The organism is Erythrobacter sp., assembly GCF_035194505.1.
Taxonomy (GTDB): domain Bacteria; phylum Pseudomonadota; class Alphaproteobacteria; order Sphingomonadales; family Sphingomonadaceae; genus Erythrobacter.
In genome coordinates, this window is sequence record NZ_CP136573.1 from 2,447,814 (window position 1) to 2,473,613 (window position 25,800).

Below are 25,800 nucleotides of genomic sequence, written 5' to 3' on the forward strand. Positions count from 1 at the left end.
GTCACCGCGGCGCCTCGGTCGCATCGACCAGTTCGGCGACCAGCGCCTCCATGTCGCGGCCCTCGATCTCGGCTGCGGGCGAGAGCGTGAGGCGGTGGCGCAGCACCGGCACGGCGAGCGCTTTCACATCATCGGGGATCACGTAATCGCGGCCCTCCAGCGCGGCGCGGGCGCGGGCGGCTCCGGCCAGCAGCACGGCGGCGCGGGGCGATGCGCCGACGGTCAGCTCGGCATGTTCGCGGGTGGCGCGCACCAGCCGCACGACATAGGCGGTGATCTCGTCCGCCACTGTCACCTGCGACAGCGCGGCGCTGGCGGCGGCGATCCCGGCGGCATTGGTGACCGCCACAACGCCCAGATCGGCGGGGCGCTGCGGGCCGGAGCGCTTGCCATAGGTGGCAACGATCCGTGCCTCTTCCTCTTCCGCCGGATAGGGCACCAGCAGCTTGAACAGGAAGCGGTCGAGCTGGGCTTCGGGCAGGGGGTAGACGCCCTGGTTCTCGATCGGGTTCTGGGTTGCGACGACCATGAAGCTGTCGCCCAGCGGGTAGGTTTCCCCGTCCAGCGTCACGCGCCGTTCCTGCATCGCTTCGAGCAGCGCGGCCTGGGTCTTGGGCGGGGTGCGGTTGATCTCGTCGGCCAGCAGCAGATCGCAGAAGATCGGCCCGCGGGTGAGGGTGAACTGGCTGGTCTGGAAGTTGAACAGGTTGGAGCCGAGGATATCGCCCGGCAGCAGATCGGGCGTGAACTGGATGCGCCCGAAGTCGAGGCCCAGCGCGGTCGCAAAGCTCTGCGCAAGGAAGGTCTTGGCGGTGCCCGGCGGTCCTTCCAGCAGCACATGGCCTTCCGAGAGGAGCGCCACCAGCAGCATATCGACCATGCCATCCTGCCCGATGATCGCCTTGGCGATTTCGGCGCGGATGGCATCGGCGAGTGCGCGCACATCGGTAAGGCTCATGGTCATCGGTTTGCGGTCCCTGTCACAGCTTGGCGGTTAGATCGTCGAGCGCCTGTGCGGCGCCCAGAATGTCGGAAGGCTTGGTGGCCCCTTCGAGCCTTGCGGCGCGGCGCGAGAAGGGCTCTTCGTTCGGCAGGCGGCGAGCCAGCGCGGCGTCGATCGCGGCGGCATCCGCCCGTTGCAGCCCGAGCCGCTCGGCCAACCGGCGGGCGGTCAGCGCGGCATAGGGCGCGCCCAGAAGGTGCAGCCGGCGTGCGCGCAGGATCAGGCTCGCGCCGTTGGCGATCAGCCGTTGCTTGCCGAAAGCGATTTGCGGCCCCGCATCGCTCGCCGCCGGACCAAAGCGCTGGAAGGCGCGCCAGCCGATGATCAGCAGCGCCAGCAGCAGGCACAGGGTCGCGGCAAGGAAAGGCGGGCGGAAGGCCAGCGTCAGCAGGTTTTCCGATGCGCCAAAGCCGTTCATCGTCAGATCGAAAGTGACGCTGCCGACATCGCCATCATAGGCCGCTGCGGAGAGCAGCGCGATCGCCGCTTCAGCGCGGGTCTTGTCGGCAAGGCCGTAATTGTTGAGCAGGTCAGGCTCGGCAACGAACACCGTCCAATGCGCATTCTCGTAGAAGTCCGAGCCTTCGGTGCCGATTACCCGCAAGGCCAACCAATGCCCCGCGCTGTCGGTGACGAGCGGCTCCTGCGCCGTCTCGCCCTCGGTATAGGCAATCGAGCGGGTGGGGAGCTGGCCCGAGAGGTCAAAGCCTTCCCAGCCCGGCTCTTCGTCGGGTTGCAGCTCCTCGCTCTCGCGCTTGAAGCCATAGGGTGCAGGCAGGCTTTCGCTCCACAGCAATGGGGCAGCGCCTTCGAGCATCACCCAACCGGGCTCGAACTTGTCGCTCGCTTCCTTGGGCAGATCGGGCGGAGGACGAAGCGCGACCCATTTGGGCAGGATCACCAGCGTCGGTCCAATCGCCTCGCGCTTCTTGAGCAGCTTGGCGAGTTCGAGCGGATCGGTCTCGGGCGGCGGGGTAAGCACCAGCAGGCCCTCGGTCTCGAGCCCCGCTGGACTGCGCGAACGCTCGACCGCAAAGCCCGCCTCCTCGGTCAGCCGCACGAGCGCGGCATAGCCATTGAGGCCCTTGGCCGAGGCATGGGCATCGCCGTTATTGGCATTGCCGAGGAATTGCGCGCCCGAACCCAGCAGCCAGATCAGCGCGAGGAACAGCACAAAGCCGCCCGCCACCAGCGCCAGCGCGCCCCCGCGCGAGAAGGCGCCTGCGCCCGGGCCGCTCATGCCGCCGCTCCTTGCGCGGTCAGCCGGGCCAGCGCGAATTCGGCATAGGCGGCGCGGGCCGCTTCCCAATCGGCGCGCTCAAGGCTGCGCAGGGCGAAGAGGCTGCGCTCCACCCGTTCGGCAATCACGCGAAAGGCGGTGCGCGCGGCTTCGGGCAAGGCCGGCAGCGCGGAAAGCTCGCGCGCGGTGGTGGAGGGTTCGACCAGCGTGGGCCGCGCGGCCGCGATCTGGCCGACAGAGCGCTGGAGCAGCAGGCGGGTCGCCTCGTCGAACCGGCCCTCTGCGGCCAGCCGGTCGGCATCCTCCAGCAGCGCGAGAGTGGCGGCGGCTTCGGGCTGCCATTCCTCGCCCGCAGCGGCGACAGCAGGCTTGCGCCTTGCCCAGCTTGCCGGAGCGAAGGTGCGCCACAGGAGCACGAGCACGAACGCCGCGACGAGGGCCAGCAGCAGCCATTGCAGCCACCACCACGAGGCCCCGAGCAAACGGCCGAGAGGCGCGAACAGATCGGCGAGCCATGCAAAGACATCGGCCAGCATCTTCTCGAACCAGCTCGGCTCGGGCGGTTTGATCATGGGAATGTCGACCGGCGCGAACTGGATGTCCTCCGTCTCGCGGAGCCGTTCCCAGGCAGCGCCATCGAAGGCGAGCGCTGTTCCCTCATCTGCTGGTGGGTTGGCCGGGAGGTTCTGCGCCGCTGCGGTCATGCCTTACGGGTGGTGGCATGGCTGGTGCGCGGGCGCAACCGGGAAACGCGGGTGCGCGGCCTATCCGCGCGGGCGTCCCAGTTCATAGGTGCCCAGAATGCGCAATTCCTTGGAATGGAAGGCACATTCCTCCAGTGCCCGGTCCACCGCCGGATCGCCCGGCGCGCCGATGATGTCGGCGTAAAAGGTGGTCGCGGCAAAGCTGGTGCCCTGCTGGTAGGATTCCAGCTTGGTCATGTTGACGCCGTTGGTGGCGAAGCCGCCGAGCGCCTTGTAGAGCGCGGCGGGGATGTTCTTCACCTCGAAGATGAAGGTCGTCATCACCGGCTTGCCCGCCAGCGCGCCGGCTTCCAGCGGCTCGGCCGCGAGGATGACGAAGCGGGTCATGTTGTCGGGGCTGTCCTCGACATTGTGCTCGATGATGGTGAGCCCGTAGAGCTCGGCCGCCAGCGCCGGAGCGATGGCTGCCACGGTGGGATCTCCGCGCTCTGCGACATAGGCGGCCGCGCCCGCGGTATCGGCGTGGCTGAGCGGCACGATCCCGCGGGCGCGCAGATAATGGCGCGACTGGCCCAATGCCTGCGGGTGCGAATAGGCCGCCTCGAAGGTGCGGCCCGGGGTGTTCTCGCCCGGCGCCATCAGCGCATGGTGGATCGGCATGAAATATTCGCCGATGATGTGGAGGCCGCTTTCGGGCAGCAGGAAGTGGATATCGGCAACCCGCCCGTGCTGCGAATTCTCGATCGGGATGATCGCCGCGCCCGCGCGAGCGTCCTTCACCGCTTCGAGCGCGTCCTCGAAGCTGAAGCAGGGCAGCGGCGCGAGATCAGGGCAGGCTTCTGTCGCGGCACGGTGCGAATTGGCACCGGGCGAGCCCTGAAAGGCAATCGCGCGCGCCGGATCGGCGGCGGCAGCGGCGCGCATCTGGTCGACGATGGCAATGGCGGGGCCGGGAAAGGATCGCATGGGCTGCGAGACTAGAGGCCTCGCGCCCCAGCGGCAAGCCTGCTTGCAAAAGGTGCAAGAATTCGTGCCACAAGCAGTCTTGCGCGCGCCCTCGCCCGACATTAAGAGGCGCGCGGGATGACACAGGACAACTCTTCGCAGGAAAACGCTGCAGGCCAGAATGGTGGCGGCGATCTGTTCAACACTGCCGCCGGCTGGGTGCTGTTTGCGGCCGGTCTCGGCTTGGGTCTTTCGATCCTCTCGGGCAAGTTCTTCCATGGCGACAAGCCGGAACGCCCCGAAAAGCTCGGCTATGTGATTGAAGGCGCGGTTGAAGAAGGCGCTGGCCCGGCAGAAATGTCGATTGCCGATGCCCTCAATGCCATGCCGGCTGCCGATCTGATCGCTGCGGGCGAGAAGGCCTATTCCAAGTGCCAGAGCTGCCACACTGCCGATGCGAGCGGCGCCAATGGCGTCGGTCCGAATCTCGCGGGCGTGATGGGTGGCCCGGTCGCTGCCAAGGCCGGCTTTGCCTATAGCCCCGAACTGAAGGCGCTCGGCGGCACCTGGGACTGGGACAAGATGAACCAGTGGCTCAAGAGCCCCAAGGCCTATGTCGCAGGCACCAAGATGAGCTTCGCAGGCCTTTCCAAGGTCGAGGATCGCGCGGCAATCGCGGCCTACCTCAACTCCAAGGGCGCGAACCTGCCGTTCCCGGCTGCTGCGGCGCCTGCCGCTGCTGCTGCGGAAGGTGAAGCAGAGGCTGTCGCCACGGCCGAGGCCGGGACGGACCCCGCGGCCGCCGCCGCCGAATAATCCGGATACGAAAAGGGCGGGTCAGAGCACTTTCCGGCCACTCCGATCCACCCTGATCGCGTCGGAGTGGCCGGAAAGTGCTCTATTCCCGCCCTTTGAATTTCTGCGCCACCACATACCATTCGGACGAATCCTTGCGGCTTGCGGGCGGCTTGGCGTGCTTGACCGTGGCGAAGTGCTGCTTGAGCAGCTTCAGCAGCTCGGTATCCGTCCCGCCCGCCAGCACCTTGGCGACAAAGGCTCCGCCCGGCGCGAGGTTCTCGACTGCGAACCACGCTGCCGCTTCGACCAGACCCATGGTGCGCAGGTGATCGGTCTGCTTGTGGCCGACGGTATTGGCGGCCATGTCGGACATCACCAGATCGGGCGGACCGCCCAAGGCATCGGCGAGCATCTGCGGCGCGGCATCGGCCATGAAATCCATCTGGAAGATCGTCACGCCCTCAAGCGGTTCGACCGGCAGCAGGTCGATCCCCACCACCTGCGATTTGGGCGATTTGGCGCGCGCCACCTGGCTCCAGCCGCCGGGCGCAATGCCGAGATCGACCACGCGGGTAGCGCCCTTCAGCAGGCCGAATTTCTCGTCGAGCTCGATCAGCTTGTAGGCCGCGCGGCTGCGATAGCCGTCGGCCTTGGCTTGCCGGACGTAAGGATCGTTGAGCTGGCGTTCGAGCCAGCGCACCTGGCTCGCGGTGCGGCCCTTGGCGGTCTTGACCCGCTTGCCCGTATCCTTGCTGCCGCGGGTCATCGCCCGACCTTGTGGGAGCGCTGCTGGTGAAGCGCGCGCAGCGAGGCATCGCTGCGCCGTTCGGCGGCGATCAGGCTCCGGAGGATGCCCTCGCGGATGCCGCGATCCGCCACGCCCAGCCGGCGCGCCGGCCACAGATCGAGAATCGCTTCGAGAATCGCGCAGCCCGCCACCACCAGATCGGCACGGTCTTGCCCGATGCAGGGCAGGGTGGAGCGTTCATAGGGCGTCATCACCGACAGCCTTGCGCTGATTTCGCGCATCTCGCCAGCAGGAACGATGAGGCCATCGACGGCGCGGCGATCATAGGACGGCAGTTCGAGATAGAGGCTGGCGAGCGTTGTCACCGTGCCGCTGGTGCCGAGCAGGCGGATGTCGGGGTGTGCCGCTGCCTCGGAAACCCGGCCGGCGAAGGGTGCGAAACTGTCCCCCACCAGCTGGCGCATCTTGGCATAGCGGGCGATCCGCGCCGCCTCGCCTTCCTCGCTGCGACCGACTGTATCCGTCAGTGAGACGACGCCCCACGGCACGCTCTGCCAATCGAGGATGCGCGGCACGTGGCTCGCTTCTGCTCCGCTGCCTGCTTCGACCAGCACCAGTTCGGTCGATCCGCCGCCGATATCGAAGATCACCGCCGGGCCATCGCCGGCTTCGAGCAGGATGTGGCAGCCCAGCACTGCCAGCCGCGCCTCTTCCTCGGCGCTGATGATGTCGAGCGCGATGCCCGTCTCACGCCGCACCCGCTCGATGAAATCGGGGCCGTTGCTGGCGCGGCGGCAGGCCTCGGTCGCGACCGAACGGGCGAGACGCACTGAGCGGCGCTGGAGCTTGTCGGCGCAGATCGTGAGCGCGCCCAGCGTGCGGTCCATCGCCTTGTCCGAGAGCTTGCCGGATGTGGCGAGACCCTCGCCCAGCTTCACCACGCGGCTGAAGGCATCGATCACAGTGAAATCGCGCCCCGAAGGCCGCGCGATCAGCAGGCGGCAATTGTTGGTGCCCAGATCAAGCGCGGCATAGGCCTCGCCCTGATGGGGCGCGCGCATCGTGCCGATCGCGGCGAGATCCTGCTCCGGCTTCCCGCGCGCAGGCGCCGCCGGGGTCGCGGGAGATGGGTTGCCCCTGCCGCGGCCATCGCGGCCGGTCTTGCGGGGCAGTTCGGACTGGGGGGCGCGTTTGTAGCGAAAATCGGCTACCTTGCCGGACTTTGAGCCCCGTTTCTTGCCAGCCCTGGCATTTCTGTCCGGCGGCATGGATTCCGCCATTTGCATCGATCTTTCATATCACCGCAGCACGAATTCGCGCACGGCACTTGGGCTCAAGCTAACCCAAGGCGCGGTGAAGCACAAGCGGGCGACCTTTGGTGCCGATGACGGCGGCGCGAACATGGCCTTGACCTTGCGCGCGGACAAAACTAGTGAGCGCCCTCGCTGACGCCGCCGGATGATGTCCGGCGCATGGCCAATGCCCCGTCCTCTAATGGTAAGAGAGCGGACTCTGACTCCGTCAATCAAGGTTCGAATCCTTGCGGGGCATCCAGCCATAATCGCCGTCGCCCCCGCGCTCCCCCGCTCAAACACGCCCGAATGTTTCACGTGAAACATTGAAAGAGCCGTACCTATTGCGGCTCAACTGCGCCCCATCTAGTGGTCAAGCATGAACGATAAAGACCTTACCAAGCGCCGGTTTTACCGCGCAGGCGAAGAAACCCGCTTTGCCGAAGGCGGCCCCGAGCGCACGCCGCAGACCGCCCATCCCGCCTACAAGCTGGCCTTCCGCGACACCGATTTCCTGCTGCGCGACGAGCTGCGCCCGGTGCGCTTCCAGCTCGAATTGCTCAAGCCCGAGATGCTGCTCGATGAAGCGCGCGTCGGCTCGACGCTGGTGATGTACGGCTCGGCCCGCATCCCCTCGCCGGCGCAGGCCGAAGCGCGGATCGAGGCGGCCAAGAACGGCGACGAATATGATCAGAAGGTCGCGGCGCGGCTGGCCGAGAAGGCCAAGTATTATGACGAGGCCTACAAGCTCGCGCGGCTGGTTTCGGAAAAGGGCCTGATCGAGAACGGCGAGCGCCAGTTCGTCGTCACCACCGGCGGCGGCCCGTCGATCATGGAGGCCGGCAATCGCGGCGCTTCGGATGCGGGCAGCGAATCGATCGGGCTCAACATCGTGCTGCCTCACGAACAGGCGCCCAACCCTTACGTGACGCCCTACCTCAGCTTCCAGTTCCACTACTTCGCGCTGCGCAAGATGCACTTCCTGCTGCGCGCGCGGGCGGTGGCGGTGTTCCCGGGGGGCTTTGGCACCTTCGACGAATTCTTCGAGCTCGTCACGCTGATCCAGACCGGCAAGATGAAGCCGATCCCGATCATCCTGTTCGGCAAGGAGTTCTGGAACCGCGTGATCAATTTCGAGGCGATTGCCGAGGAAGGCGTGATCTCGAAATCGGATCTCGACCTGTTCACCTGGGTCGAAACCGCAGAAGAAGCCTGGGCCTGCATCTGCGATTTCTATGAGCTTCCGCGCGATTGACACGATGATCCGCACCCCTCGGCTGGTGCTGCGCCGGGTGCGCCCGGAAGAGGACTTTGCCGGGATGCACGCGGTGTTGTCCGATCCCGACGCAATGGCCTATTGGGCCACGCCGCCGCATGATAGCGAGGATCAGACCCGCGAATGGCTCGCCGCGATGGCCGAGACGCCGGTGCACGAAGGCGATGATTTCATCATCGAATATCAGGGGTGCGCGGTGGGCAAGGCGGGGTTCTACCGCTTCCCCGACATCGGCTACATCCTTGCGCCCGACCTGTGGGGGCAGGGGCTGGTGGCCGAGGCACTCGCGCCGATCATCGCCCGCGCCTTCACGACCGGGGGCCTGGAGCGCATCACCGCCGATGTCGATCCGCGCAACCACGCTTCGATCCGCCTGCTGGAAAAGCTGGGCTTTGCCGAGACCCACCGCGCCGAGCGCACCTGGCTGATCGCCGGGGCGTGGTGCGATTCGGTCTATTTCGCCCTGTCGCGCGAGGATTGGCTGGCGCGCACCGCGTGATGGCCGAGCGGGCCATTGCCTGCGCCGAAGCCGGGGGCTTCCTCGATCGCGCGAATCACGAAATGCCGCGCGAGTCTGACCGCGTGTTCGAGCGGCTGGCCATGGCCCATCAGCGTCGCGATCGCCGCTGACAGCGTGCAGCCGGTCCCGTGGGTGTGGGGCGTGTCGATCCGCTGGTGCTCGAAATGGAGCGCGCGGCCCTCGCTGGTGGCGGAGCCCGGCAGATAGAGCACGTCGATGATCCGCGCGTCGGTGGTGTGTCCGCCTTTGGCCAGCACCGCCGCGCCGGTCATGTGCGACAATTCCTCGGCCGCGCCAACCATTGCCCCGCTGTCTTCAAGCGTGCGGCCCAGCAGGTGGCCGAGTTCGGGCAGGTTGGGTGTGATCAGCGCGGCGCGCGGGAACAGCAATTCGCGCAAGGCGGCGATGGCTTCAGGGTCGATCAGCGCCGCGCCGGATGTGGCGATCATCACCGGATCGACCACGATGGGCGCCACCACGCCTTCGAGTGCGCGGGCGACATGGGCGATGATATCGGCATCATGCAGCATCCCGATCTTTACCGCATCCACCCCGATATCCGAGACGCAGGAGGCGATCTGCTCTGCCACCATGTCGCCCGCCATCGGCGCAATCGCCTGCACGCCCACCGTGTTCTGCGCGGTGACGGCGGTGATCGCGCTCATGCCATATCCGCCGAGCATGGTGATGGTCTTGAGATCGGCCTGAATCCCTGCGCCGCCCGAAGAATCCGAGCCGGCGATGGAGAGGATACGGGGCGGGGTGCGGTTGCTCATCCCTTGAACTTGCGCTCCGTGCTCGGCGGGAATTTCGCGTGCAGCGCCTTCGCCCGCGTCGGCCGGTCCATCAGCTCGCCCCCGCAATTGGGGCAGCGGTCATCGAGGTCCTCGGCACATTCGGCGCAGTAAGTGCATTCGAACGAGCAGATGAAGGCGCCCGGCGCCTCGGCGGGCAGCAGGACGCCGCAGGTTTCGCAATCGGGGCGCATTTCGAGCATCGCAGACTTCTCCTAGACCGCCGCGCGCACGGCTTCGCAGATGGTGTCGACCACCCGCTCCACCTGACTCTGATCGTCGCCCTCGGCCATGACACGGATCAGCGGTTCGGTGCCCGAGGCACGGATCACCAAGCGGCCCTTGCCCGCCAGCTCCGCCTCGGCCGCGGCGATGGCCGCCTTCACGCTCTCGTTCTCCAAGGGCTGGCCGCCTTCGTAGCGCACGTTCTTGAGCAACTGCGGCACCGGCTCGAACACGTGGAGCAGCTCGCTCGCCGGCTTGCCCGAGCGCACGAGGCTCGCCAGCACCCGCAGCGCCGCCACGGTGCCATCGCCGGTGGTGGCGTGATCGAGCAGGATCATGTGGCCCGATTGTTCGCCGCCGACATTGTGACCGCCCGCCTTCATCGCTTCGAGCACGTAGCGATCGCCCACCTTGGCGCGCACCAGATCAAGGCCGATCGAGGCGAGATAGCGTTCGAGCCCGAGGTTGCTCATCACGGTCGCCACGATCCCGCCGCCCTTCAGCGCGCCTTTCTCCTGCATCCGTGTGGCGATCAGCGCCATGATCTGGTCGCCATCCACCGCGCGGCCCTTTTCATCGACCACGATCAACCGGTCGGCATCGCCATCAAGCGCAATGCCGATATCCGCGCCTTCCTCGACCACCTTGGCCTGAAGCGCGGCAATCGCGGTGGAGCCGACCCCGTCATTGATGTTGGTGCCATTGGGGGTGACGCCCAATGCGACCACCTCTGCCCCCAGTTCCCAGATCGCCGAGGGGGCGACCTGATAGGCCGCACCATTCGCGCAATCGACCACCACCTTGAGGCCGTCAAAGCGCAGCTCGGCGGCGACCGACTGCTTGACCGCGTGGATATAGCGCCCGCGCGCATCCTCGATCCGGCGCGCGCGGCCGATCTTTTCGGCCGGCGCCAGCGGGATGTCGGTTTCCATCAGGCGCTCGATCTCGGCCTCGGCCGCGTCGGACAGCTTGAAGCCGTCAGGGCCGAACAGCTTGATCCCGTTATCGGCAAACAGGTTGTGGCTGGCCGAGATCATCACGCCGAGGTCCGCGCGCATTTCGCGGGTGAGCAGGGCAATCGCGGGGGTGGGCAGGGGGCCGGTCATGATCACGTCGATGCCGACAGAGGTGAAGCCTGCCACCAGCGCGCTTTCCATCATGTAGCCCGACAGGCGCGTGTCCTTGCCGATCACCACGCGGTGGCGGTGGCCGCCGCGCACGAAATGGCGGCCCGCCGCCTGTCCGACCTTCATTGCCATGGCCGCAGTCATCGCGCCCGAATTGGTGCGGCCCCGGATGCCATCGGTTCCGAACAGCTTGCGTGCCATGAATTCCCCGTTTCCCTCGCCGCGGCCCGACAAATTGCCGCGCATGATTGTCTCGCGCTTCTGGCGCGGTTATCGCCCAAAGGGAAGGGCGAAGGGGCCCGCAAAGGGACACGAAATTGCACGATAAAGATCAGACCGCCGCTGGCGGACAGGGCAAGTTCGCGCTGGTATCGATCCGCCTGCCTGTGGCGCTGACCTTTGCCGCACTGGTCGGCGGGCTGGTGGCGGGGATTGCCGGAGCCGCGCTAGGCGCGCCGGCCCTGGTCAGTGACATTGCCGGGCTGGTCGGCGGCCTGTGGCTGCGCGCCTTGCAGATGACGATCATCCCGCTGGTGGCAGCGCTGCTGGTGCTGGGGCTGGTGCAGATGATCCTCGCCGCGCGGGTGGGCACGGTGGCGCGGCGGATGATTGCGATCATGGTCGCGGTGCAGCTGGCCGGTGGGGCTTTCACCTCGATCGCCATGCCGTCGCTGCTCAAGGCCTTTCCGGTGCCCGAGGGCGCGAGTGCCTTTCTGGCGCAAGGGAGCGGCGATGTCGGCGAAGTGCCGGGCGTGCTCGATTTCTTCACCTCGCTGGTCTCGCCCAACATCATCGCCGCCGCCGCCGAGACCGCGATGCTGCCGCTGACGATCTTCTTCGTGATGTTCGCGGTCGCGATCACCCGCTTGCCGGAGGATCAGGGTGAGCGGCTGCTCGGCTTCTTCCACGCGCTGGGCAATGTCATGCTGCTGATTATCGGCTGGGTGCTGGCCGCAGCGCCGGTGGGCGTGTTCGGTCTTGCCTACGGCGTGGGCGTGCAGAGCGGGGGCGGGGCCTTCGCGGCGCTCGGCCACTATGTGCTCACCGTGACGCTGATGGGCACCTTCGTGTTCCTGCTCGCCTATGTCATCGCGGCGGTGCAGGGGCGGACCGGGCTGCTTGCCTTCGCCAAGGCAGTGCTGCCCGCGCAGGCGGTGGCGCTTTCGACCCAGAGCTCGCTGGCGAGCCTGCCCGCGATGCTCGATTCCGCCGGACGCCTCTCCTTGCGCGCATCGACTGCCGAGTTCGTATTGCCGCTCGCGGTGGTGATCTTCCGTGCGACCAGTTCCTGCATGAACCTTGCGGTGGTCTATTACATCGCGGCGCTGGCCGGGGTGGAGGTGCCGCCCGCCATCGCAGTCGCCGGCATCATCATCGCCAGCGTCATCAGCCTTTCCGCGGTGAGCCTGCCGGGATCGATCAGCTTTGTGGTGTCCATCGGGCCGATTGCGCTCGCCATGGGCGTGCCGATCGAGCCGCTGGCGCTGCTGGTGGCGGTGGAGATGCTGCCCGATCTCATGCGCACGCTGGGCAATGTCACGGCCAATGTCGCTGTCACAAGCGCGGTTGACCGCTCGGCGGAAGGGGCAGAAGCGCCGGTTTGACCTCGGAAACCGGCGGGAAACGAATTGCTCTCCCCCGAGGGGGAGAGCAATGCAGTCTTCAGCTACCGAGGTTTGCGCTGACCATGCAGTAGAGCATCGGCAGCGAAAGCAGCAGATTGGTGCGGCTCGCGGCCAGAGCACGCGGGCGCAGCTTGGCCTTTTCCTCGTCACTCGCGCCGGGCACGATGTTGAGGATCTTGCGCTGCGCCGGCCAGATGATGAACCAGACGTTGAACGCCATGATCAGCCCCAGCCACATGCCAAGCCCGATCAGGTTGATTCCGTCGAAGCCAAAGCCGCCGAAGGTCAGCGCCTGTGCGCCGTAGCCGTTGTGGAAGGCGATGATGAGGCCCATCACGACCGTCAGCAGCGCCGCATAGCGGAAGAAGAAGAACACCTTGGGCGCGATGTGGTTGTTGATCGCCCCGGTCTGCTCGGCCGGAATCTTGGGCATGGTCGGAACCTGCACGAAGTTGAGGTAGTACAGGAGGCCGATCCACAGGATGCCGAAGAAGGTGTGGAGCCAGCGGAACACGTCGTCCGCCAACGATTTTGCATCAGACCCGGTCCAGCCGGTGAAGCTGATGATGACCAGAATCGCAGCGATCAGGCCGACGGCCAGCACGAGATGCAGGTTGCCAAAGAATTTTGCCATGTGATCCCCATATAGCGGTTGCGGGCGCATTCATGGCGGTAAAAAACCCGATTGTCACACCTGTTCTGGCCTTTTCCCGCCAGAATCGCGGCTCGGACGTGCAGAACCGCGCGCCCGCCGCGTCACCCCCGCGAGCTGACCCCGTTGCCCGCTGCCACCTCGTCGAGTTCCTCAAGGATCGCGCGGTGGGCGGCTTCGTCGTCGGTGGAGCGGCGCGGGATGTTGCCGTTGGCCAGCATTTCGGTGAGCGCGGCGCGGGCGCGGCCCACGCGGCTCTTGATCGTCCCGACCGCGCAGCCGCAGATTTCGGCGGCTTCCTCGTAGGAAAATCCGCCTGCACCCACCAGCAGTAGCGCCTCGCGCCGTTCCGGCTGGAGTGTCAGCAGCGCGCGGTGGAGATCGCTGAGGTGGATCGGTTCTTCCTGCCCGGCAGGCGCGGTGAGGATGCGTTCGGCCACGCCCTCGTCATACTCGCCGCGGAAGCGGTTGCGGCGCATGTCGGTGAGATAGGCGTTGCGCAAAATCACGAAGGTCCATGCGCGCATCGAGGTGCCGGGTTCGAACCGGTCCTGCGCGGCCCAGGCCTTGAGCAGCGTTTCCTGCACCAGATCATCGGCCATGTCGGGGCGCCCGCAAAGCCCGCGGGCAAAGGCGCGCAGATGCGGGACAACCGCAGTCAGCTCGCGCTTGAAATCGGCCTTTTCGCTATCCGATCGGGGGCTGGTTGTGGACGGGTCGCTGTCGCTCACGCTCGCGCTCCCCGGCCATCCGGGGAATGCGAGGGGCTGCCGGATTCAGGACCGCCGCGGCGCGGATCGATCTCGTCGAGCCGGGCCAGCAGGGTCTTGAAGCTATCGGGCAGGTCTTCCTCGACCACCGAATCATACAGCTGCTTCAGACCATCGGCCCATTCCGGCGCTGCTTGCGGATTTTCCCCGCTGGCAGGAGGTGGTTTTCGATCTGAAGACATGGTGCTGTCGGTTAATCCCTGATCCCGGTCCGCCCGAGGTGCCTTGCCGCCGCCCCGTGAAGGGAAAGACGGCGCGGTTTCTCCGGCGTTGCCCGTGCCATAGCACAGGCTTTTGGAAATGCCCCATGCAAACGCGCTTGGACGTTTCGGGAACCTTGGGGCATATGCCTTGTTCCCAAAAGCGCACCAGGACCATCCGCGATCGAGAGCGCCCCGTTCTTCCCGGCCCCCGAGGCTCAAGGCTCCGCCAGCGATAGCCGCGCGCGGCGCTGGCTGGTGCTCTATCCGCGTGCGATTCCGCTGGCGATCTTCCTCGCGATCGCTGCGATCACCACGCTCAGCGTGTTCGCGATCGAGAGCAATGCCCGGGCGCGCGAACTGGCGCAGATGCGCGAATATGCCCGCACGGTTTCCGCTGCGCTCGATCGCAACAGCAACAGTTTTTCCTCCTATCTGCGCGCGGGCGCGGCACTGTTTGCGAGCAGCGCGGATGTGCGCCCCGAAACCTTTGACAATTTCGTGCGCGCGCTGCGGCTCGATACCGAATATCCCGGCGCGGAAGGGATCGGCTGGTTGCCGGTGATCGAGACCGCCGATGTGCCCGCCTTCATGGCGCAGGTGCGCGAGCGGCAGCCGGATTTTCCTGCAATCTACCCCAAGCCGGTCGCCACCACCGGCCGGATCGCGCCGGTGACGATGTTTGCCCCCGCTTCGGAGCGCAACCGCCGCGCGCTGGGCTATGACATGTATTCCGATCCCGCTCGCGCCGCCGCCATGGCCGAGGCCGAACTCGCCCGCCGTCCGACCGCCTCGGGCCGGATCGTGCTCGAACAGGAACAGTCGGGCAATCTTCCCGCCTTTGCGATCTACATGCCGGTGTTCCGCACCTTCGGCGAGGATGACCGGCGGCTGATCGGCTTCGTCTACGCGCCGTTCCGTGCGCGCGAATTCCTCGATTCCGCGCTGGCGCGCGAGCGCCCTGAGGATTTCGGCGTGCGGCTCTATGATGGCGAGGCGGCGACGGGGAACCTGCTGGTCACCCACACGCTCGGCGATCCGGCGAGCGAGCGGGTCGAGGAAGAGGTCACCATCGCCAACCGCCGCCTGCTGCTGGTGATCGAATCCGCCAATGTCCGGGTGCTCAGCCCGCTATCGATGGTGACGCTGGTGTTCGGCCTTGCGCTGGCGAGCCTGCTGATGCTGCTGGCGCGGCTGCTGACCCAGCAGGCCTACGAGGACCAGTCGCGGCTCGCCTTTCTCGAGGAACAGCACTCGATCCGCAATTCGCTCACCCGCGAGCTAAATCACCGGGTCAAGAACACGCTCGCCAATGTGCTCTCGATCCTGTCGCTGACGCGGCGGCGCACCCGCGATCTCGATGAATTTGCCGACAGCCTCGAGGGGCGCATCCGCGCGCTTTCGGCAACGCATGATCTGCTGACGGTGACCGACTGGGGCACCACCCCGATCCGCGCGGTGATCGAGGCGGAGTTGCAGCATTTCCGCCTCGCGCTCGACGATGCGATCCTGCTCGAAGGCCCGCCGCTGGAGCTGGCGCCTAATGATGCGCTGTCTTTCGGCCTCGCAGTGCATGAACTGGCAACCAATGCGGCGAAATATGGCGCGCTGAGCGTGGCCAGCGGACGGGTGACGATCCGCTGGCAAATGGTTGGCGAGCAGCTGGCGGAGGTGGAGTGGCGCGAAAGCGGCGGGCCGCAGGTGGCGTCAGAGCGCCGCCGCGGTTTCGGCACCGAGCTCATTGAAAAGATCGTCGCCCACGAATTGCGCCAGCCGGTCGCGCTCGATTTCCGGCCCGAGGGCGTGATCTGCGTGATGCGCGTGCCGATCCGGCGGCCGGCGGATTTCCGGATTCGCGAGGCGGGGCGGGAGGTCTGACCCTTAGTAAAGCGGCTTGCCCGACTGGAAGAACAGCGCCTGGCTGATGGCGGCGCGCACCGTGGCTTCCTGAAACGGCTTGGTGACGAGATAGGTCGGCTCGGGCCGGTCGCCGGTCAGCAGGCGTTCGGGATAAGCGGTGATGAAGATCACCGGCACGCTTCCGTGCCCAAGGATATCGTCCACCGCATCGAGGCCGGACGAGCCATCGGCCAGCTGGATATCGGCCAGCACCAGTCCGGGCATGGCTTCGGCAGCCACTTCGCGCGCCTGGGTGCGGGTGGCGGCGGTGCCGCAGATGGTGTGGCCAAGGCCGCCGACGAGGTCTTCAAGCTGCATCGCGATCAGCGGTTCATCCTCGATGATGAGGACGCTGGTCTTCTGTTCGGCCTCGATCTCGGCCACGGCGGCGGCGACCAATGCGGCGATCTCGGCCTCGGTCAGGCTCATGATGTCTGCGGCCTGTCCGGTGGTGAAATCCTCGAGCGTGGTGAGCAGCAGCGCTTGGCGTGCCGGAGGTGGCACCGCAGCGAGTCGCCGCTGCGCTCCGGCTTCGTGCTCGCTGGTGGTGGCCGAGCCCGCGCCGGTGCCGGCGCTCTCCCAGATGCGGGTGAAGGCGCGGTAGAGCGGCACGCGCCCGCCTTCGAGCGTGGCGGCCGTCGCCGTATCCGACAGCACCGCTTCGAGCATCGCGCGAACCAGCGCATCGCCCGACGCCTGCGAGCCGGTCAGCGCGCGGGCATAGCGCCGCAGGAACGGCAGGTTGGCGGCGATCTGGTTTCCGAGGGACATTGGTCGGCTCCGGCGAGAGGTTGGCAGGGCGGGCTGCTACACTATAAAGGACCAGCAACCCTAGCGGTTCCTGCGGCCCGCGCCCGCCTCCTTCGCGGAGCCCGCAAAAAAGCGTCGGTTTCGCCTCAAGCAACGCGTGTTGAAAATATTTTTTCAAAGCCGGGAACCGCGCGGCTGGCTGATCATTAAGAGCTTGTCACCGCCGAGACCCCCCTCCCGTCCAAGCGGCTGTGACACGATCCCGAAAGGCCTCTGCTCGTTCGCGAGTAGAGGCCTTTTTTCTTGGGCTCTCTATCCCAGTGTCCGTTCGTAGATCGCGTATTCGCGGTTGACCTTGCTCTGGATCGTGTCGGCAATCGCGACCATGCCCTGGTTGTCTTCGAGCACCCAGCCCAGCTCGCCGCGGTTCGATTCGAACTTGGTGGTCGCCTGCACCCGGATCGCCTCGATCATCATGAAGGCGAGCGTTCCGGCCATCCGGGTTTGGTGGAGCTCCTTCAGCACCCCCATCAGCGGCACCCGCATCCCTGCCCCCTTGGGGTGGCGCAACCAGCGCAGCATGGTGATCCAGCCGAACGGAAACAGCTTGCCTTTGATTTTGGCGAGGGCGCTGTTGGCATCGGGCCACGTCAGCATGAAGGCCACCGGGCGGCCGTCCACTTCGGCAATCATGTTCAATTCTTCATGGATGATCGCCCGCAGCTTCTTGCCGGCATAGGCCACTTCGGCGGGCGTAAAGGGGACAAACCCCCAATTGTCCGACCATGCATCATTGAGGATCGCGAGGATGATCGCGACCTCCTCGTCCCAACGGCTCTTGTCCACCCGGCGCACATGAATCCGGTCATTGCGCTGCCCCGACTGGACAAGGCGCTGCACCAGCGGGCCGAACCCGTTCGTGATATCCAGATCATAGGTGTAGAGCGTCTTTGCGCGGGCATAACCTGCGGCCTCGATCCAGCCTGCATAATGCGCCGGATGATGGCCCATCATCATCATCGGCGGGTGATCCTGCCCGCTGATCAGCAGGCCGGGCTCCTCCCAGATCGATAGCGAAATCGGCCCCAGCGCGCGGGTCATGCCTTGCCCGGCCAGCCAGCCTTCCGCCGCCGCCAGCAGCGCGTGGGCGACGGTCTCGTCCTCGGCATCGAAATAGCCGAAGAAGCCGGTGCCCGGGCCAAAGCCCTGTTCGGGTGGCATGGTGAGGGCGAGCTCGTCGATATGGGCCGAAATCCGCCCGACGGCGCGCCCGCCGCTCTTGGCGATGAACAGCTGCACGCGCGCGTGGGCGAAGAAGGGGTTCTTGTCCGGATCGACCAGTTCCAGCTGTTCGGAACGGATCTGCGGGACGAAGTTCTCCAGACGGTCAGAAAAGGCGCGGCCCAGATCGACAAAGGCCGCACGGCCCGCCTTGCCGGACACCGGCTCGATGCTGATGTGCGATCCGGTGGTGATTGCATCTGACACGCGGTGGTTCCCGTAGTTGCTCAAGATCAAGGTGTGTGTGTCGCGCCCGCGCCATTGACGCAAGCCAATCGATCACACTCACCGACAGGACAAGTTTGGCTTGGCCCGCGTTTTCGAGTAGGGCTGCCAACCGGATTTTGCCAGACATGACCATGCACCAGCCTCTCGATCCTGCCCTCTCCCGCGAACCTGCGCCGATGAAGGCGACCCGCGTCCAGTTCATGGCCGAGGATGACAAGGACATGCTGCGCGCCGCGCGCGATCTGACCAAGGGTCTGGGCGAGGCGCGTGGTGACATCTACTGGCCCGACATGCTGGTCTCGGCCGGCGTGGGCTATGCCGGGATTGCGACCGCGATCCTGTCCGCCAGCCTTGGCGTGAAGCTGGCCGCGGGCTTGGTGGCGGCGCTCGCGCTCTACCGCGCGCTGATGTTCATCCACGAGCTGACCCATATCCACCGCGATGCCCTGCCGGGCTTCCGCACCGCGTGGAATCTTCTGGTCGGCATCCCGATGCTGACGCCCAGCTTCATGTATGAAGGCGTGCACACCATCCACCACAAGCGCACACAATATGGCACGGTGGAGGATCCCGAATATCTCCCGCTCGCGCTGATGAAGCCGTGGAGCCTGCCGCTGTTCGTGCTGGTGGCGATGATGCTGCCGATCGCACTGCTGGTGCGCTTCGGGCTGCTGTACCCGATCGGGCTGATCGTGCCGCCGCTGCGCAAGTTCACGTGGGAGCGGTTTTCCTCGCTCTCGATCAACCCCGAATTCCGCCGCCGCCCGGCCGAGGGCGACTTCGTGGGCCGCGTGCGCTGGCAGGAAGCCGGTGCAAGCCTGTGGGCGATCACGCTGATGGTGACGGCGGCGCTCTATGGCTGGCAGCCGCTGGCGACCGCGCTGGCGATCCTCTCGCTCGCCGCAGTCCTGAACCAGCTGCGCACGCTGGTCGCGCATCTGTGGGAGAACGAGGGCGAGGCGATGACGGTGACGGCGCAGTTCCTCGATAGCGTCAACGTGCCGCCGCCGGGCCTCGCTGCCGAGATCTGGGCGCCGGTCGGCCTGCGCTATCACGCGCTGCACCACCTGATGCCCTCGATGCCCTATCATGACCTTCCCGAAGCGCACCGCCGTCTTGCGCGCGAGCTGGGAACGGGTTCGACCTATGAAGGCGCGAACCACCCCGGGATGCTGGTGCTGGTGGGCCGCATCGCTAAAAGCACGATGGGCAAGCGGGCTTAATCCAGAAAACAGATCATCGCGCAGCGGCGTTCGGCGGGCAGGCCGTCGTCGACTTCGTTGGCGAGTTCGCCCGCCAGCCGTGGATGCGCGTCAAGGGCAGTGACTTCCTCGAAGCCGAGGCGTGCATAGAACGGCCCGTTCCACGCCAGATCGCGAAAGGTGGTGAGCGTCAGCGCGCGATAGCCGGTGTTGCGCGCGTCGATTTGTGCAGCGCGCACCAGCCCCGCTCCGATCCCGCGCCGCTGGAAGTCGGGCGCGACGTCCATCTCCCAGATGTGCAATTCGCGGCTGAAGGGCTGGGCCACCAGAAACCCGGCCATCACCTCGCCGACATGGGCGACGAGGCTGTGACCCCGGCGGATCAGGCGGGCATAGTCTTCGCTCGTGCGGGTGCGGGCGGGATCGATGCTGGCTTCGGTTGCGAAGGCGACCTCGGCTGCGGCGCGCTCGATCGCCGGCATCGCCTCGGCATCGGATGGCCGCGCCAGCCGGAGCGACCAGCCGCTCATTCCTCGGTGCGGATCAGCACCGTCTCGCCCAGCAGCAGGAACAGGAAGAACGGCGCCCAGGCCGCAAGGAAGGGCGGATAGCCGCCGAAGCTGCCCATCGCGAGCGCGGCATTGTCGACCACGAAATAGGCAAAGCCCAGCGCCATGCCGATGATTGCACGCACGAACAGCTGGCCCGAACGCGCAAGGCCGAAGGCTGCGACCGAACCCAGCAGCGGCATCAGCAGCGCGGAGAGCGGGCCGGACAGGCGGTGCCACCACTTGGCGCGCATTTCCTCGGTCCGGCGGCCCGCTGCCTCAAAGGCGTTGATCGTTTCCGACAGCTGCCAGAAGCTCTGCGAATCCGGATCGACTGCCTGCAGATCGATCTGTTCGGGCGTGAGCGTCTTGCCCACCACCAGCGTGCTGCCCAGCGCCGTTGTGGCCGCCGCGACATCGAACCGCTCCGGATTTTCGAGCTTCCATCCGGGCGCAGCAAAAGTCGCACGCGGGGCTCTTATCTGTTCGCGGATGATCCCCGATGCCGCGCGTTCGTACCATGTCACCCCGGTCAGCATGATGTTCTCGCCCGCCCCCGTCAGGGTCGCGGCCGAGAGGATGTTGCGACCATCGGTGAGATAGACGTTGGAGCGCACCCCATCCGGCCCCGCGCCCTTGGGCGGGATCGCGCCATATTCGGCTGCTTCCCATGCCTTGAGGGTGGCATTGGCGCGGGTCACGATCCGCTCGTTGAAGCCGAAGCTCACCCCCGACACCAGCGCCGCGGTGAGCAGCAGCGGGGCGAGCACCTGATGCGCCGAGAGACCCGCGGCCTTCATCGCCACCACTTCGCTGTTCTGGTTCAATGTCACGAGCGTGATCAGGGTCGCCAGCAGCACCGAATAGGGCAGGAAGCGGCTCGCCAGCTGCGGCGCGCGCAGGCTCGCATAGTGCAGGATTTCCGCCTGCCCGTTGCCCGGTACAGCGAGAATGTCGCCTGTTGCCGCCAGCAGATCGAGCGCCAGCAGCACCAGCACCAGCATGATCAGCACCGCCAGGATGCGCACCACGAACAGCTTCGCAAGATAAAGCGTCAGCGTGCGCGAGGGGAAGAAATCGAGTTGCACCTTGCGCCTACTCCGCCGCCACCAGTTCCGGCTGGGCGAGCGTGCCGCGCGGCCGGCGGCGGGTGAACAGCTTCACCACCTGCTTCGACAGCTTGGCAAAGGCTGTTTCCAGCGCGCCAATGGCCTGACCGCCCGGCACATAGGCGACGCGGTAATACATCCACACAATCAGCGCTGCGAACAGCACGAAGGGCACCCACAGCGCGAGGATCGGATCGAGCCGGCCCAGCGCTGCGACATCCTCGCCGTATTGGTTGACCTTGTGATAGGCCACCACCATCACGATCGAGACGAACACGCCCAATGCGCTTGTCGAACGCTTGGGCGGGATCGCCAGCGCCACCGCCAGCAGCGGCATGAGCATCATCATCACGATCTCGACCAGCCGGAAATTGAAGCTCGCAAGGCTGGCATCGCGCTGCTTGGGGGCGCTCTTCTCGCTCCATCCGATGCGCAGAAGTTCGGGCAGGATGTATTCGCGGGTGGCATCGCCGCGGGCGCGGAACTTCTCGATGGCGGGCAGATCGATCGGCAGATCGTGGCGGCTGAAGCTGAGCACGCGCGGGGTCTTGCTGCCCGTATCCTGCACAATCGTGCCTTCGGTGAGGCGCAGGATGATGGTGTCGGGATTGTCGCGCGTGGCAAGGAAGGCTCCCTCGCGCGCGGAGATCGAGAGCACCTGCCCCTTGGCATTGGCGACGCGGGCGAAAATGCCGACCAGCCTGCGGCCCTCGTCCTCGCTCGCCTCGATCCGCAGCGCCATGCGGTCTGCCAGGGTGGTGAATTCGCCGACCTTGATCGAGGCCCCGAGCGCGCCGGAGCGCAGCTCGTATTCCATCTGCTCGTAGTAGTAGCGGCTGATCGGCTGGATGTAGAACACCAGCGCCACGTTCACCGCCAGCAGCAGCAGGGTGATGAGATAGGGCATGCGCAGCAGGCGGTTATAGGACAGGCCGACCGCGCGCATCGTGTCGAGTTCGCTGGTGGTGGCAAGTTTGCGGAAGGCCAGCAGCACGCCCAGCAAGAGACCCAGCGGGATCGCGAGGCTCGCATATTCGGGGATCAGCGCGCCCAGCATCTTGAACACCACCGCCACCGGCCCGCCTTCGACCGCGACGAAATCGAACAGGCGCAACATCTTGTCGAGCATCAGCAGGCTGGCAGCGAGCGCGAACACGCCCAGCATCGGCACCACGGTCAGCCGCAGGATATAGCGATCGATGCTGGGGACGAGGTTGGACAAGTCGGGCTTTCCGTCGATTACGCCTTGGCCCTAGCGCGTCTCATCCCTCGCGTCATGCCCTCAATTGGGGATGCGCCGGGGCCGCGCCTTCACGCCTTTTCCAGCGTGCATTGAAGCGGGTGCTGGTTCTGGCGGGCGAAATCCATCACCTGATTGACCTTGGTCTCGGCGATTTCATAGGGGAAGATCCCGCACACGCCGACGCCGCGCTGGTGGACGTGCAGCATGACCCGGGTGGCCTGCTCCAGATCCATCGAGAAGAAGCGCTTCAGCACCAGCACCACGAATTCCATCGGGGTGTAGTCGTCGTTGAGCATCAGCACCTTGTACTGGCTCGGCTTCTTGGGCTTGGCGCGGGTCTTGGTGGCGACGCCGACTTGCCCTGCGCCGTCCGTGTCCTTCCCGCCGTCCTCGTCAGACGCGCGCAGCGGCACGCTGGCCTGCACAGGCAGCGCGGCGTTTTCCGCCAGCGTGGGGAGGGTCGGGATCGGCATGAGCCTCTATTATGGGATTCGCTTGCGCAGGTGCAAGCGATTGGTGCGATTTGTTTGAGCCGATGCGGTGTGGCAGCAGGCAAAGAAAAGGCCGGCCAGACGTTGGTCTGGCCGGCCGGCGCCTTTCGGCGCGCTCTCGTGGACCGGGTTGGGAGAGAGAGGAGAGAGGCCCGGTCCAGGAACGTGTTGCTTACGCAGCCTTCGAGATCTTCTCGGCGGCAACGCTCACGCGGTTCGAAATCGGGGCGAAGGCGTCGTTGTAGAGCTTCACCCATGCTTCGGTGCGCTTCGAGCCGAACGAGACCAGCGCGTCGAAGTTGCGACGGGCGAGTTCGCCCTGAAGCTGGAACAGTTCGGTGGGCGACTTGATCGCGGCGACCTTCTTGGCGTCGGCGGTGACGGTTTCGATCACGGTCTTGCCGGTTTCGATGTCGCTCTTCACGATGTCCTGAGCGCCAGCGAAGAAGATCTTGCCGCTTTCGACAACGGCGTCGACGTTGGCCTTGCCGAACTCGGTGGCTTCGTTGGCCAGCACGGTGCTCTTGGCGTAGGCGGTCTTGGCGCGGGTCTGGACGTCAGCGATGACTTCCTTGGCGGTGGCGGTGATGTCGGTGTTCTTGGCGGTGGCCATGATGGTGTCCTTGAGCTTGATGACGGGGTTGGTCTTCGCGGCGGCAGCAGGCGTCTTCGCCTTGGCGGCGGCCTTCTTCACCGGTGCCGGCTTCTTCGGCGCGGCGACAATCTTGGCGGCAACCTTCTTCGCCGCAGGCTTCTTGGCCGCGACCTTCTTCGCAGCAGGCTTCTTGGCCACCGGCTTCTTGGCGGCGGCAAGCTTCTTCACGACCGGAGCCTTGCCGACCTTGGGCGCTTCCACGACCTTGGCCGAAGCTTCAGCATAGGCCTTCTCGGCAGCGGCATCGATCTTGGCGACAGCCTTGGGTTCAGCGGCAGTGGTTTCAACTTCGGACATGATGACCTCGCTTCATGTTGCACTGCACAAAATAGTGATTGCAACTGCGAAGTCAAGTGTTTTTGTGCACTGCACAAAAATGATGAAAAGCGCTGAAAAAGAGTATCTTGCTTTCTTAACGCGTCTTCACGTAGCGTCCCGGCGCGTCCTCGATCACCGCGTCGCCCTTGCCGCCCGGCGCGCGCTTGCCCGTCACCGGCGCCCGCACATCGGACTGGGTGTGGAGCCATTCGAGCCAGTGCGGCCACCAGCTGCCCGGGTGCTCCTCGGCGCCTTCGACAAAGGCGGCAAGCGACGGCGCTTTGCTGTCGCCCAGCCAGTACTGGTACTTGTTCGCGGACGGCGGATTGACCACGCCAGCGATATGTCCTGATCCGGCCAGCAGGAACTCCATCGGCCCTGTGAAGTGGCGGGTGATGCGCCACACGCTTTCGGCCGGCGCAATATGATCCTCGCGCCCCGCCTGCACGAAGGTCGGGGTCGAAACCCGCGTCAGATCGATCGGCGTGCCATCCGCCTCCAGCGCATCGGGCGCCACCAGCTTGTTGTCGCGGTAGAGATCGCGCAGGTAATCATTGTGCCACTTGGACGGCAGGTTGGTGACGTCGCCGTTCCAGTGCAGCAGGTCGAAGGCCGGATAGTCCTCGCCCAGGAGGTAATTGTTGACGACGTAGTTCCAGATCAGGTCCTTGCCCCGCAGCGCATTGAAGGTCGCCGCGAGATAGCGCCCGTCGAGATAGCCTTGCGGCGACAGCTGCCCGATCATCTGCAGCTGGCCTTCGTCGATGAAATGCTTGAGGTCGCCGCTCTTCTCGAAATCGACCTGCGCGGTGAAGAAGGTGGCGCTCTTCACCTTATCCTCCTCGCCCCGCCGCGCAAGGATCGCGAGGGTGGCGGCAAGCGTGGTGCCGGCCACGCAATAGCCGATGGTGTGGACGGCCGGCACATCGAGCCGCGCGCGGACATGATCGATCGCTTCGACCTGGGCGCGGATGTAATCGTCCCAAACCACATCGGCCATGCTCTCGTCTGCCGACTTCCAGCTCACCACGAACACCGAAATGCCCTGATCCACCGCCCATTTGATGAAGCTCTTCTTGGGCGTCAGATCGAGGATGTAGAAGCGGTTGATCCACGGCGGGAAGATCACCAGCGGCACTTCGAGTACCGTCTCGGTTGCGGGCGCATACTGGATCAGCTGGTAGAGCGGGGTCTCGTGCACCACCTTGCCGGGCGTGGCGGCGAGGTTTTCGCCCAGCCTGAAGGCGTCAGGGTCGGTATGGGTCAGCTGCCCGCGCTTCAGATCGTTGATGAGGTGCTGCATCCCGCGCACCAGATTGCCCCCGCGGGTTTCCACCGTGCGCTTCATCACCACCGGATTGGTGAGCAGGAAATTGTCCGGGCTCATCGCTTCCGCCAGCGCGCCGACCGCAAATTCGAGGCTCTGGCGCGCAGCCGGATCAAGCCCCTTCATGCCATTGACGCTCGATCGGAAGTACTCGGCGAGCATCAGATAGGTCTGGTGCAGCAGCAGGAAGGCGGGATGTTCGCGCCAGACGGGATCGGCAAAGCGGCGGTCGTTCTTCGGCAGGGACGCGGGATCGGGCGCCTCGCTCGCTGCGCCCGTGGCCGCGCCGGAGAGAAAGGACTGGGCCACGCCCTGCCACAATTGCAGCGAATCCTGCGTCAGCTTCGCCTGCGCCTCGAACAGGCCCTTGGGCATCTGGCCGAGCATGCCTTGCGAGATCGTCAGCCACTGCGCCGGATCGAGCGCGGTTGCACCCTTGGTCGCCTTTTCGGCAGCCTGTGTTGCCTGATAGGCGGCGAAATCGAGCCACAGCTGCTGGAGCTGTGCGCTCGCGCTGGCCCATTCGCCAAGCTCGCCCACATCGAGGCCCTGCGGCATCATCCCCTTGAGCTGGTCCGGCGCGAACTGCCCGCCGAGCGCATTGGCGAAGAGCTCGCGCATGGCCTCGCCCTGCATGTCGAAGAAGCCCTTGAGGCTCTCTGCGCCCGCACCAAAACCCGTATCGTTTGTGTCAGCCATTGCCGTAACTATCCCGTATCCGGCGCAATCGAGCCATGAGAACCGCCCGCGGCTCGCCGCGCCATCCGCCATTGAGCGAAAACGCCTTTCCTCTGCGACCGCTCTTGGACTAGGGAAGCATATCGCCCCGG

General features: G+C 65.9%; 26 protein-coding genes and 1 tRNA gene. 7 read left to right on the forward strand and 20 right to left on the reverse strand.

Going from position 1 to position 25,800, the window contains the following annotated elements:
* Window position 1 precedes the first annotated feature (1 nt).
* The 4 genes from RSE14_RS12035 to RSE14_RS12050 are packed head-to-tail and all read right to left on the reverse strand — an operon-like array spanning window position 2 to window position 3,913.
* Complete coding sequence (locus tag RSE14_RS12035) at window positions 2–958, reverse strand: AAA family ATPase (RefSeq protein ID WP_416379382.1); 957 nt, start codon at window positions 956–958, stop codon at window positions 2–4.
* 22 nt (window positions 959–980) lie between these two features.
* A complete protein-coding gene (locus RSE14_RS12040) occupies window positions 981–2,243 on the reverse strand; it encodes a DUF4350 domain-containing protein (protein ID WP_324073991.1) in 1,263 nt (420 codons plus the stop codon).
* Complete coding sequence (locus RSE14_RS12045; RefSeq protein ID WP_324073993.1) at window positions 2,240–2,947, reverse strand: hypothetical protein; 708 nt, start codon at window positions 2,945–2,947, stop codon at window positions 2,240–2,242. The genes RSE14_RS12040 and RSE14_RS12045 overlap by 4 nt, the downstream gene beginning before the upstream one ends.
* Window positions 2,948–3,007: 60 nt before the next feature.
* Window positions 3,008–3,913, reverse strand: coding sequence for a prephenate dehydratase (locus RSE14_RS12050; RefSeq protein ID WP_324073995.1), 906 nt, complete (start codon window positions 3,911–3,913; stop codon window positions 3,008–3,010).
* A gap of 117 nt (window positions 3,914–4,030) precedes the next feature.
* On the opposite strand from RSE14_RS12050, the gene RSE14_RS12055 reads away from it, so the two are divergent.
* A complete protein-coding gene (locus RSE14_RS12055) occupies window positions 4,031–4,708 on the forward strand; it encodes a c-type cytochrome (protein WP_324073997.1) in 678 nt (225 codons plus the stop codon).
* 82 nt (window positions 4,709–4,790) lie between these two features.
* Here RSE14_RS12055 and RSE14_RS12060 read toward each other — a convergent pair whose 3' ends face one another.
* Both RSE14_RS12060 and RSE14_RS12065 read right to left on the reverse strand, forming a co-directional pair.
* Window positions 4,791–5,456, reverse strand: a complete 666-nt coding sequence (locus RSE14_RS12060; protein ID WP_324073998.1) for an RlmE family RNA methyltransferase — start codon at window positions 5,454–5,456, stop codon at window positions 4,791–4,793.
* A complete protein-coding gene (locus RSE14_RS12065) occupies window positions 5,453–6,718 on the reverse strand; it encodes a Ppx/GppA phosphatase family protein (RefSeq protein WP_324074001.1) in 1,266 nt (421 codons plus the stop codon). Before RSE14_RS12065 ends, RSE14_RS12060 begins: the two co-directional genes overlap by 4 nt.
* A gap of 200 nt (window positions 6,719–6,918) precedes the next feature.
* Between RSE14_RS12065 and RSE14_RS12070 the strand changes: the two genes are divergently transcribed.
* The 3 genes from RSE14_RS12070 (at window position 6,919) to RSE14_RS12080 (ending at window position 8,505) form a co-directional block, all read left to right on the forward strand.
* A tRNA-Gln gene (locus tag RSE14_RS12070) sits at window positions 6,919–6,992 on the forward strand.
* A 117-nt stretch (window positions 6,993–7,109) separates the two neighbouring features.
* Window positions 7,110–7,985, forward strand: coding sequence for an LOG family protein (locus RSE14_RS12075; RefSeq protein WP_324074003.1), 876 nt, complete (start codon window positions 7,110–7,112; stop codon window positions 7,983–7,985).
* A gap of 4 nt (window positions 7,986–7,989) precedes the next feature.
* Window positions 7,990–8,505, forward strand: coding sequence for a GNAT family N-acetyltransferase (locus tag RSE14_RS12080; RefSeq protein ID WP_324074005.1), 516 nt, complete (start codon window positions 7,990–7,992; stop codon window positions 8,503–8,505).
* Here the strand turns inward: RSE14_RS12080 and thiD are convergent.
* The 3 genes from thiD to glmM are packed head-to-tail and all read right to left on the reverse strand — an operon-like array spanning window position 8,460 to window position 10,873.
* Window positions 8,460–9,302: a bifunctional hydroxymethylpyrimidine kinase/phosphomethylpyrimidine kinase gene (gene thiD, locus RSE14_RS12085; protein WP_324074007.1), complete on the reverse strand. Its 843-nt coding sequence runs from the start codon at window positions 9,300–9,302 to the stop codon at window positions 8,460–8,462. The two genes, RSE14_RS12080 and thiD, sit on opposite strands and share 46 nt — an antisense overlap.
* On the reverse strand, window positions 9,299–9,523 hold the full coding sequence (locus RSE14_RS12090) for a DUF1272 domain-containing protein (protein ID WP_324074009.1): 225 nt from the start codon (window positions 9,521–9,523) through the stop codon (window positions 9,299–9,301). Before RSE14_RS12090 ends, thiD begins: the two co-directional genes overlap by 4 nt.
* Window positions 9,524–9,535: 12 nt before the next feature.
* Window positions 9,536–10,873, reverse strand: a complete 1,338-nt coding sequence (gene glmM / locus RSE14_RS12095; protein ID WP_324074011.1) for a phosphoglucosamine mutase — start codon at window positions 10,871–10,873, stop codon at window positions 9,536–9,538.
* Between the two features lie 116 nt (window positions 10,874–10,989).
* Here glmM and RSE14_RS12100 point away from each other — a divergent pair, with 116 nt between their 5' ends.
* A complete protein-coding gene (locus RSE14_RS12100; protein WP_324074014.1) occupies window positions 10,990–12,276 on the forward strand; it encodes a dicarboxylate/amino acid:cation symporter in 1,287 nt (428 codons plus the stop codon).
* Window positions 12,277–12,334: 58 nt separating this feature from the next.
* Here RSE14_RS12100 and RSE14_RS12105 read toward each other — a convergent pair whose 3' ends face one another.
* From RSE14_RS12105 to RSE14_RS12115, 3 genes are all read right to left on the reverse strand, one after another.
* A complete protein-coding gene (locus tag RSE14_RS12105) occupies window positions 12,335–12,931 on the reverse strand; it encodes a urate hydroxylase PuuD (RefSeq protein ID WP_324074018.1) in 597 nt (198 codons plus the stop codon).
* A gap of 122 nt (window positions 12,932–13,053) precedes the next feature.
* The gene (locus tag RSE14_RS12110; RefSeq protein WP_324074020.1) at window positions 13,054–13,680 is read right to left on the reverse strand and encodes a sigma-70 family RNA polymerase sigma factor; all 627 of its coding nucleotides are present in this window, start codon (window positions 13,678–13,680) and stop codon (window positions 13,054–13,056) included.
* A complete protein-coding gene (locus RSE14_RS12115) occupies window positions 13,677–13,901 on the reverse strand; it encodes a NepR family anti-sigma factor (RefSeq protein ID WP_324074021.1) in 225 nt (74 codons plus the stop codon). The genes RSE14_RS12110 and RSE14_RS12115 overlap by 4 nt, the downstream gene beginning before the upstream one ends.
* Before the next feature lie 276 nt (window positions 13,902–14,177).
* Here RSE14_RS12115 and RSE14_RS12120 point away from each other — a divergent pair, with 276 nt between their 5' ends.
* Complete coding sequence (locus tag RSE14_RS12120; protein ID WP_324074023.1) at window positions 14,178–15,797, forward strand: CHASE domain-containing protein; 1,620 nt, start codon at window positions 14,178–14,180, stop codon at window positions 15,795–15,797.
* Between the two features lie 3 nt (window positions 15,798–15,800).
* On the opposite strand, the gene RSE14_RS12125 is transcribed toward RSE14_RS12120, so the two are convergent.
* Both RSE14_RS12125 and RSE14_RS12130 read right to left on the reverse strand, forming a co-directional pair.
* Window positions 15,801–16,589 carry a response regulator gene (locus tag RSE14_RS12125; protein ID WP_324074025.1) on the reverse strand — a complete coding sequence of 263 codons (789 nt, stop codon included), beginning with the start codon at window positions 16,587–16,589 and terminating at the stop codon, window positions 15,801–15,803.
* A 291-nt stretch (window positions 16,590–16,880) separates the two neighbouring features.
* Window positions 16,881–18,056, reverse strand: coding sequence for an N-acetyltransferase (locus tag RSE14_RS12130; protein WP_324074027.1), 1,176 nt, complete (start codon window positions 18,054–18,056; stop codon window positions 16,881–16,883).
* 146 nt (window positions 18,057–18,202) lie between these two features.
* Between RSE14_RS12130 and RSE14_RS12135 the strand changes: the two genes are divergently transcribed.
* Window positions 18,203–19,300, forward strand: a complete 1,098-nt coding sequence (locus tag RSE14_RS12135) for a fatty acid desaturase family protein (protein ID WP_416379349.1) — start codon at window positions 18,203–18,205, stop codon at window positions 19,298–19,300.
* On the opposite strand, the gene RSE14_RS12140 is transcribed toward RSE14_RS12135, so the two are convergent.
* The 6 genes from RSE14_RS12140 to RSE14_RS12165 all read right to left on the reverse strand — a co-directional run bounded on the left by RSE14_RS12140 (window position 19,297) and on the right by RSE14_RS12165 (window position 25,669).
* Window positions 19,297–19,809 carry a GNAT family N-acetyltransferase gene (locus tag RSE14_RS12140; RefSeq protein WP_324074028.1) on the reverse strand — a complete coding sequence of 171 codons (513 nt, stop codon included), beginning with the start codon at window positions 19,807–19,809 and terminating at the stop codon, window positions 19,297–19,299. The two genes, RSE14_RS12135 and RSE14_RS12140, sit on opposite strands and share 4 nt — an antisense overlap.
* Window positions 19,806–20,915, reverse strand: coding sequence for an LPS export ABC transporter permease LptG (gene lptG, locus RSE14_RS12145; protein ID WP_324074031.1), 1,110 nt, complete (start codon window positions 20,913–20,915; stop codon window positions 19,806–19,808). The genes RSE14_RS12140 and lptG overlap by 4 nt, the downstream gene beginning before the upstream one ends.
* 7 nt (window positions 20,916–20,922) lie before the next feature.
* Window positions 20,923–22,158 carry an LptF/LptG family permease gene (locus RSE14_RS12150; RefSeq protein WP_324074033.1) on the reverse strand — a complete coding sequence of 412 codons (1,236 nt, stop codon included), beginning with the start codon at window positions 22,156–22,158 and terminating at the stop codon, window positions 20,923–20,925.
* 89 nt (window positions 22,159–22,247) lie between these two features.
* Window positions 22,248–22,652: an ATP-dependent Clp protease adapter ClpS gene (clpS, locus tag RSE14_RS12155; RefSeq protein WP_324074035.1), complete on the reverse strand. Its 405-nt coding sequence runs from the start codon at window positions 22,650–22,652 to the stop codon at window positions 22,248–22,250.
* Window positions 22,653–22,842: 190 nt separating this feature from the next.
* Complete coding sequence (locus RSE14_RS12160; RefSeq protein ID WP_324074037.1) at window positions 22,843–23,622, reverse strand: phasin family protein; 780 nt, start codon at window positions 23,620–23,622, stop codon at window positions 22,843–22,845.
* 115 nt (window positions 23,623–23,737) lie between these two features.
* A complete protein-coding gene (locus tag RSE14_RS12165; RefSeq protein WP_324074039.1) occupies window positions 23,738–25,669 on the reverse strand; it encodes a PHA/PHB synthase family protein in 1,932 nt (643 codons plus the stop codon).
* Between the last annotated feature and the right edge of the window lie 131 nt (window positions 25,670–25,800).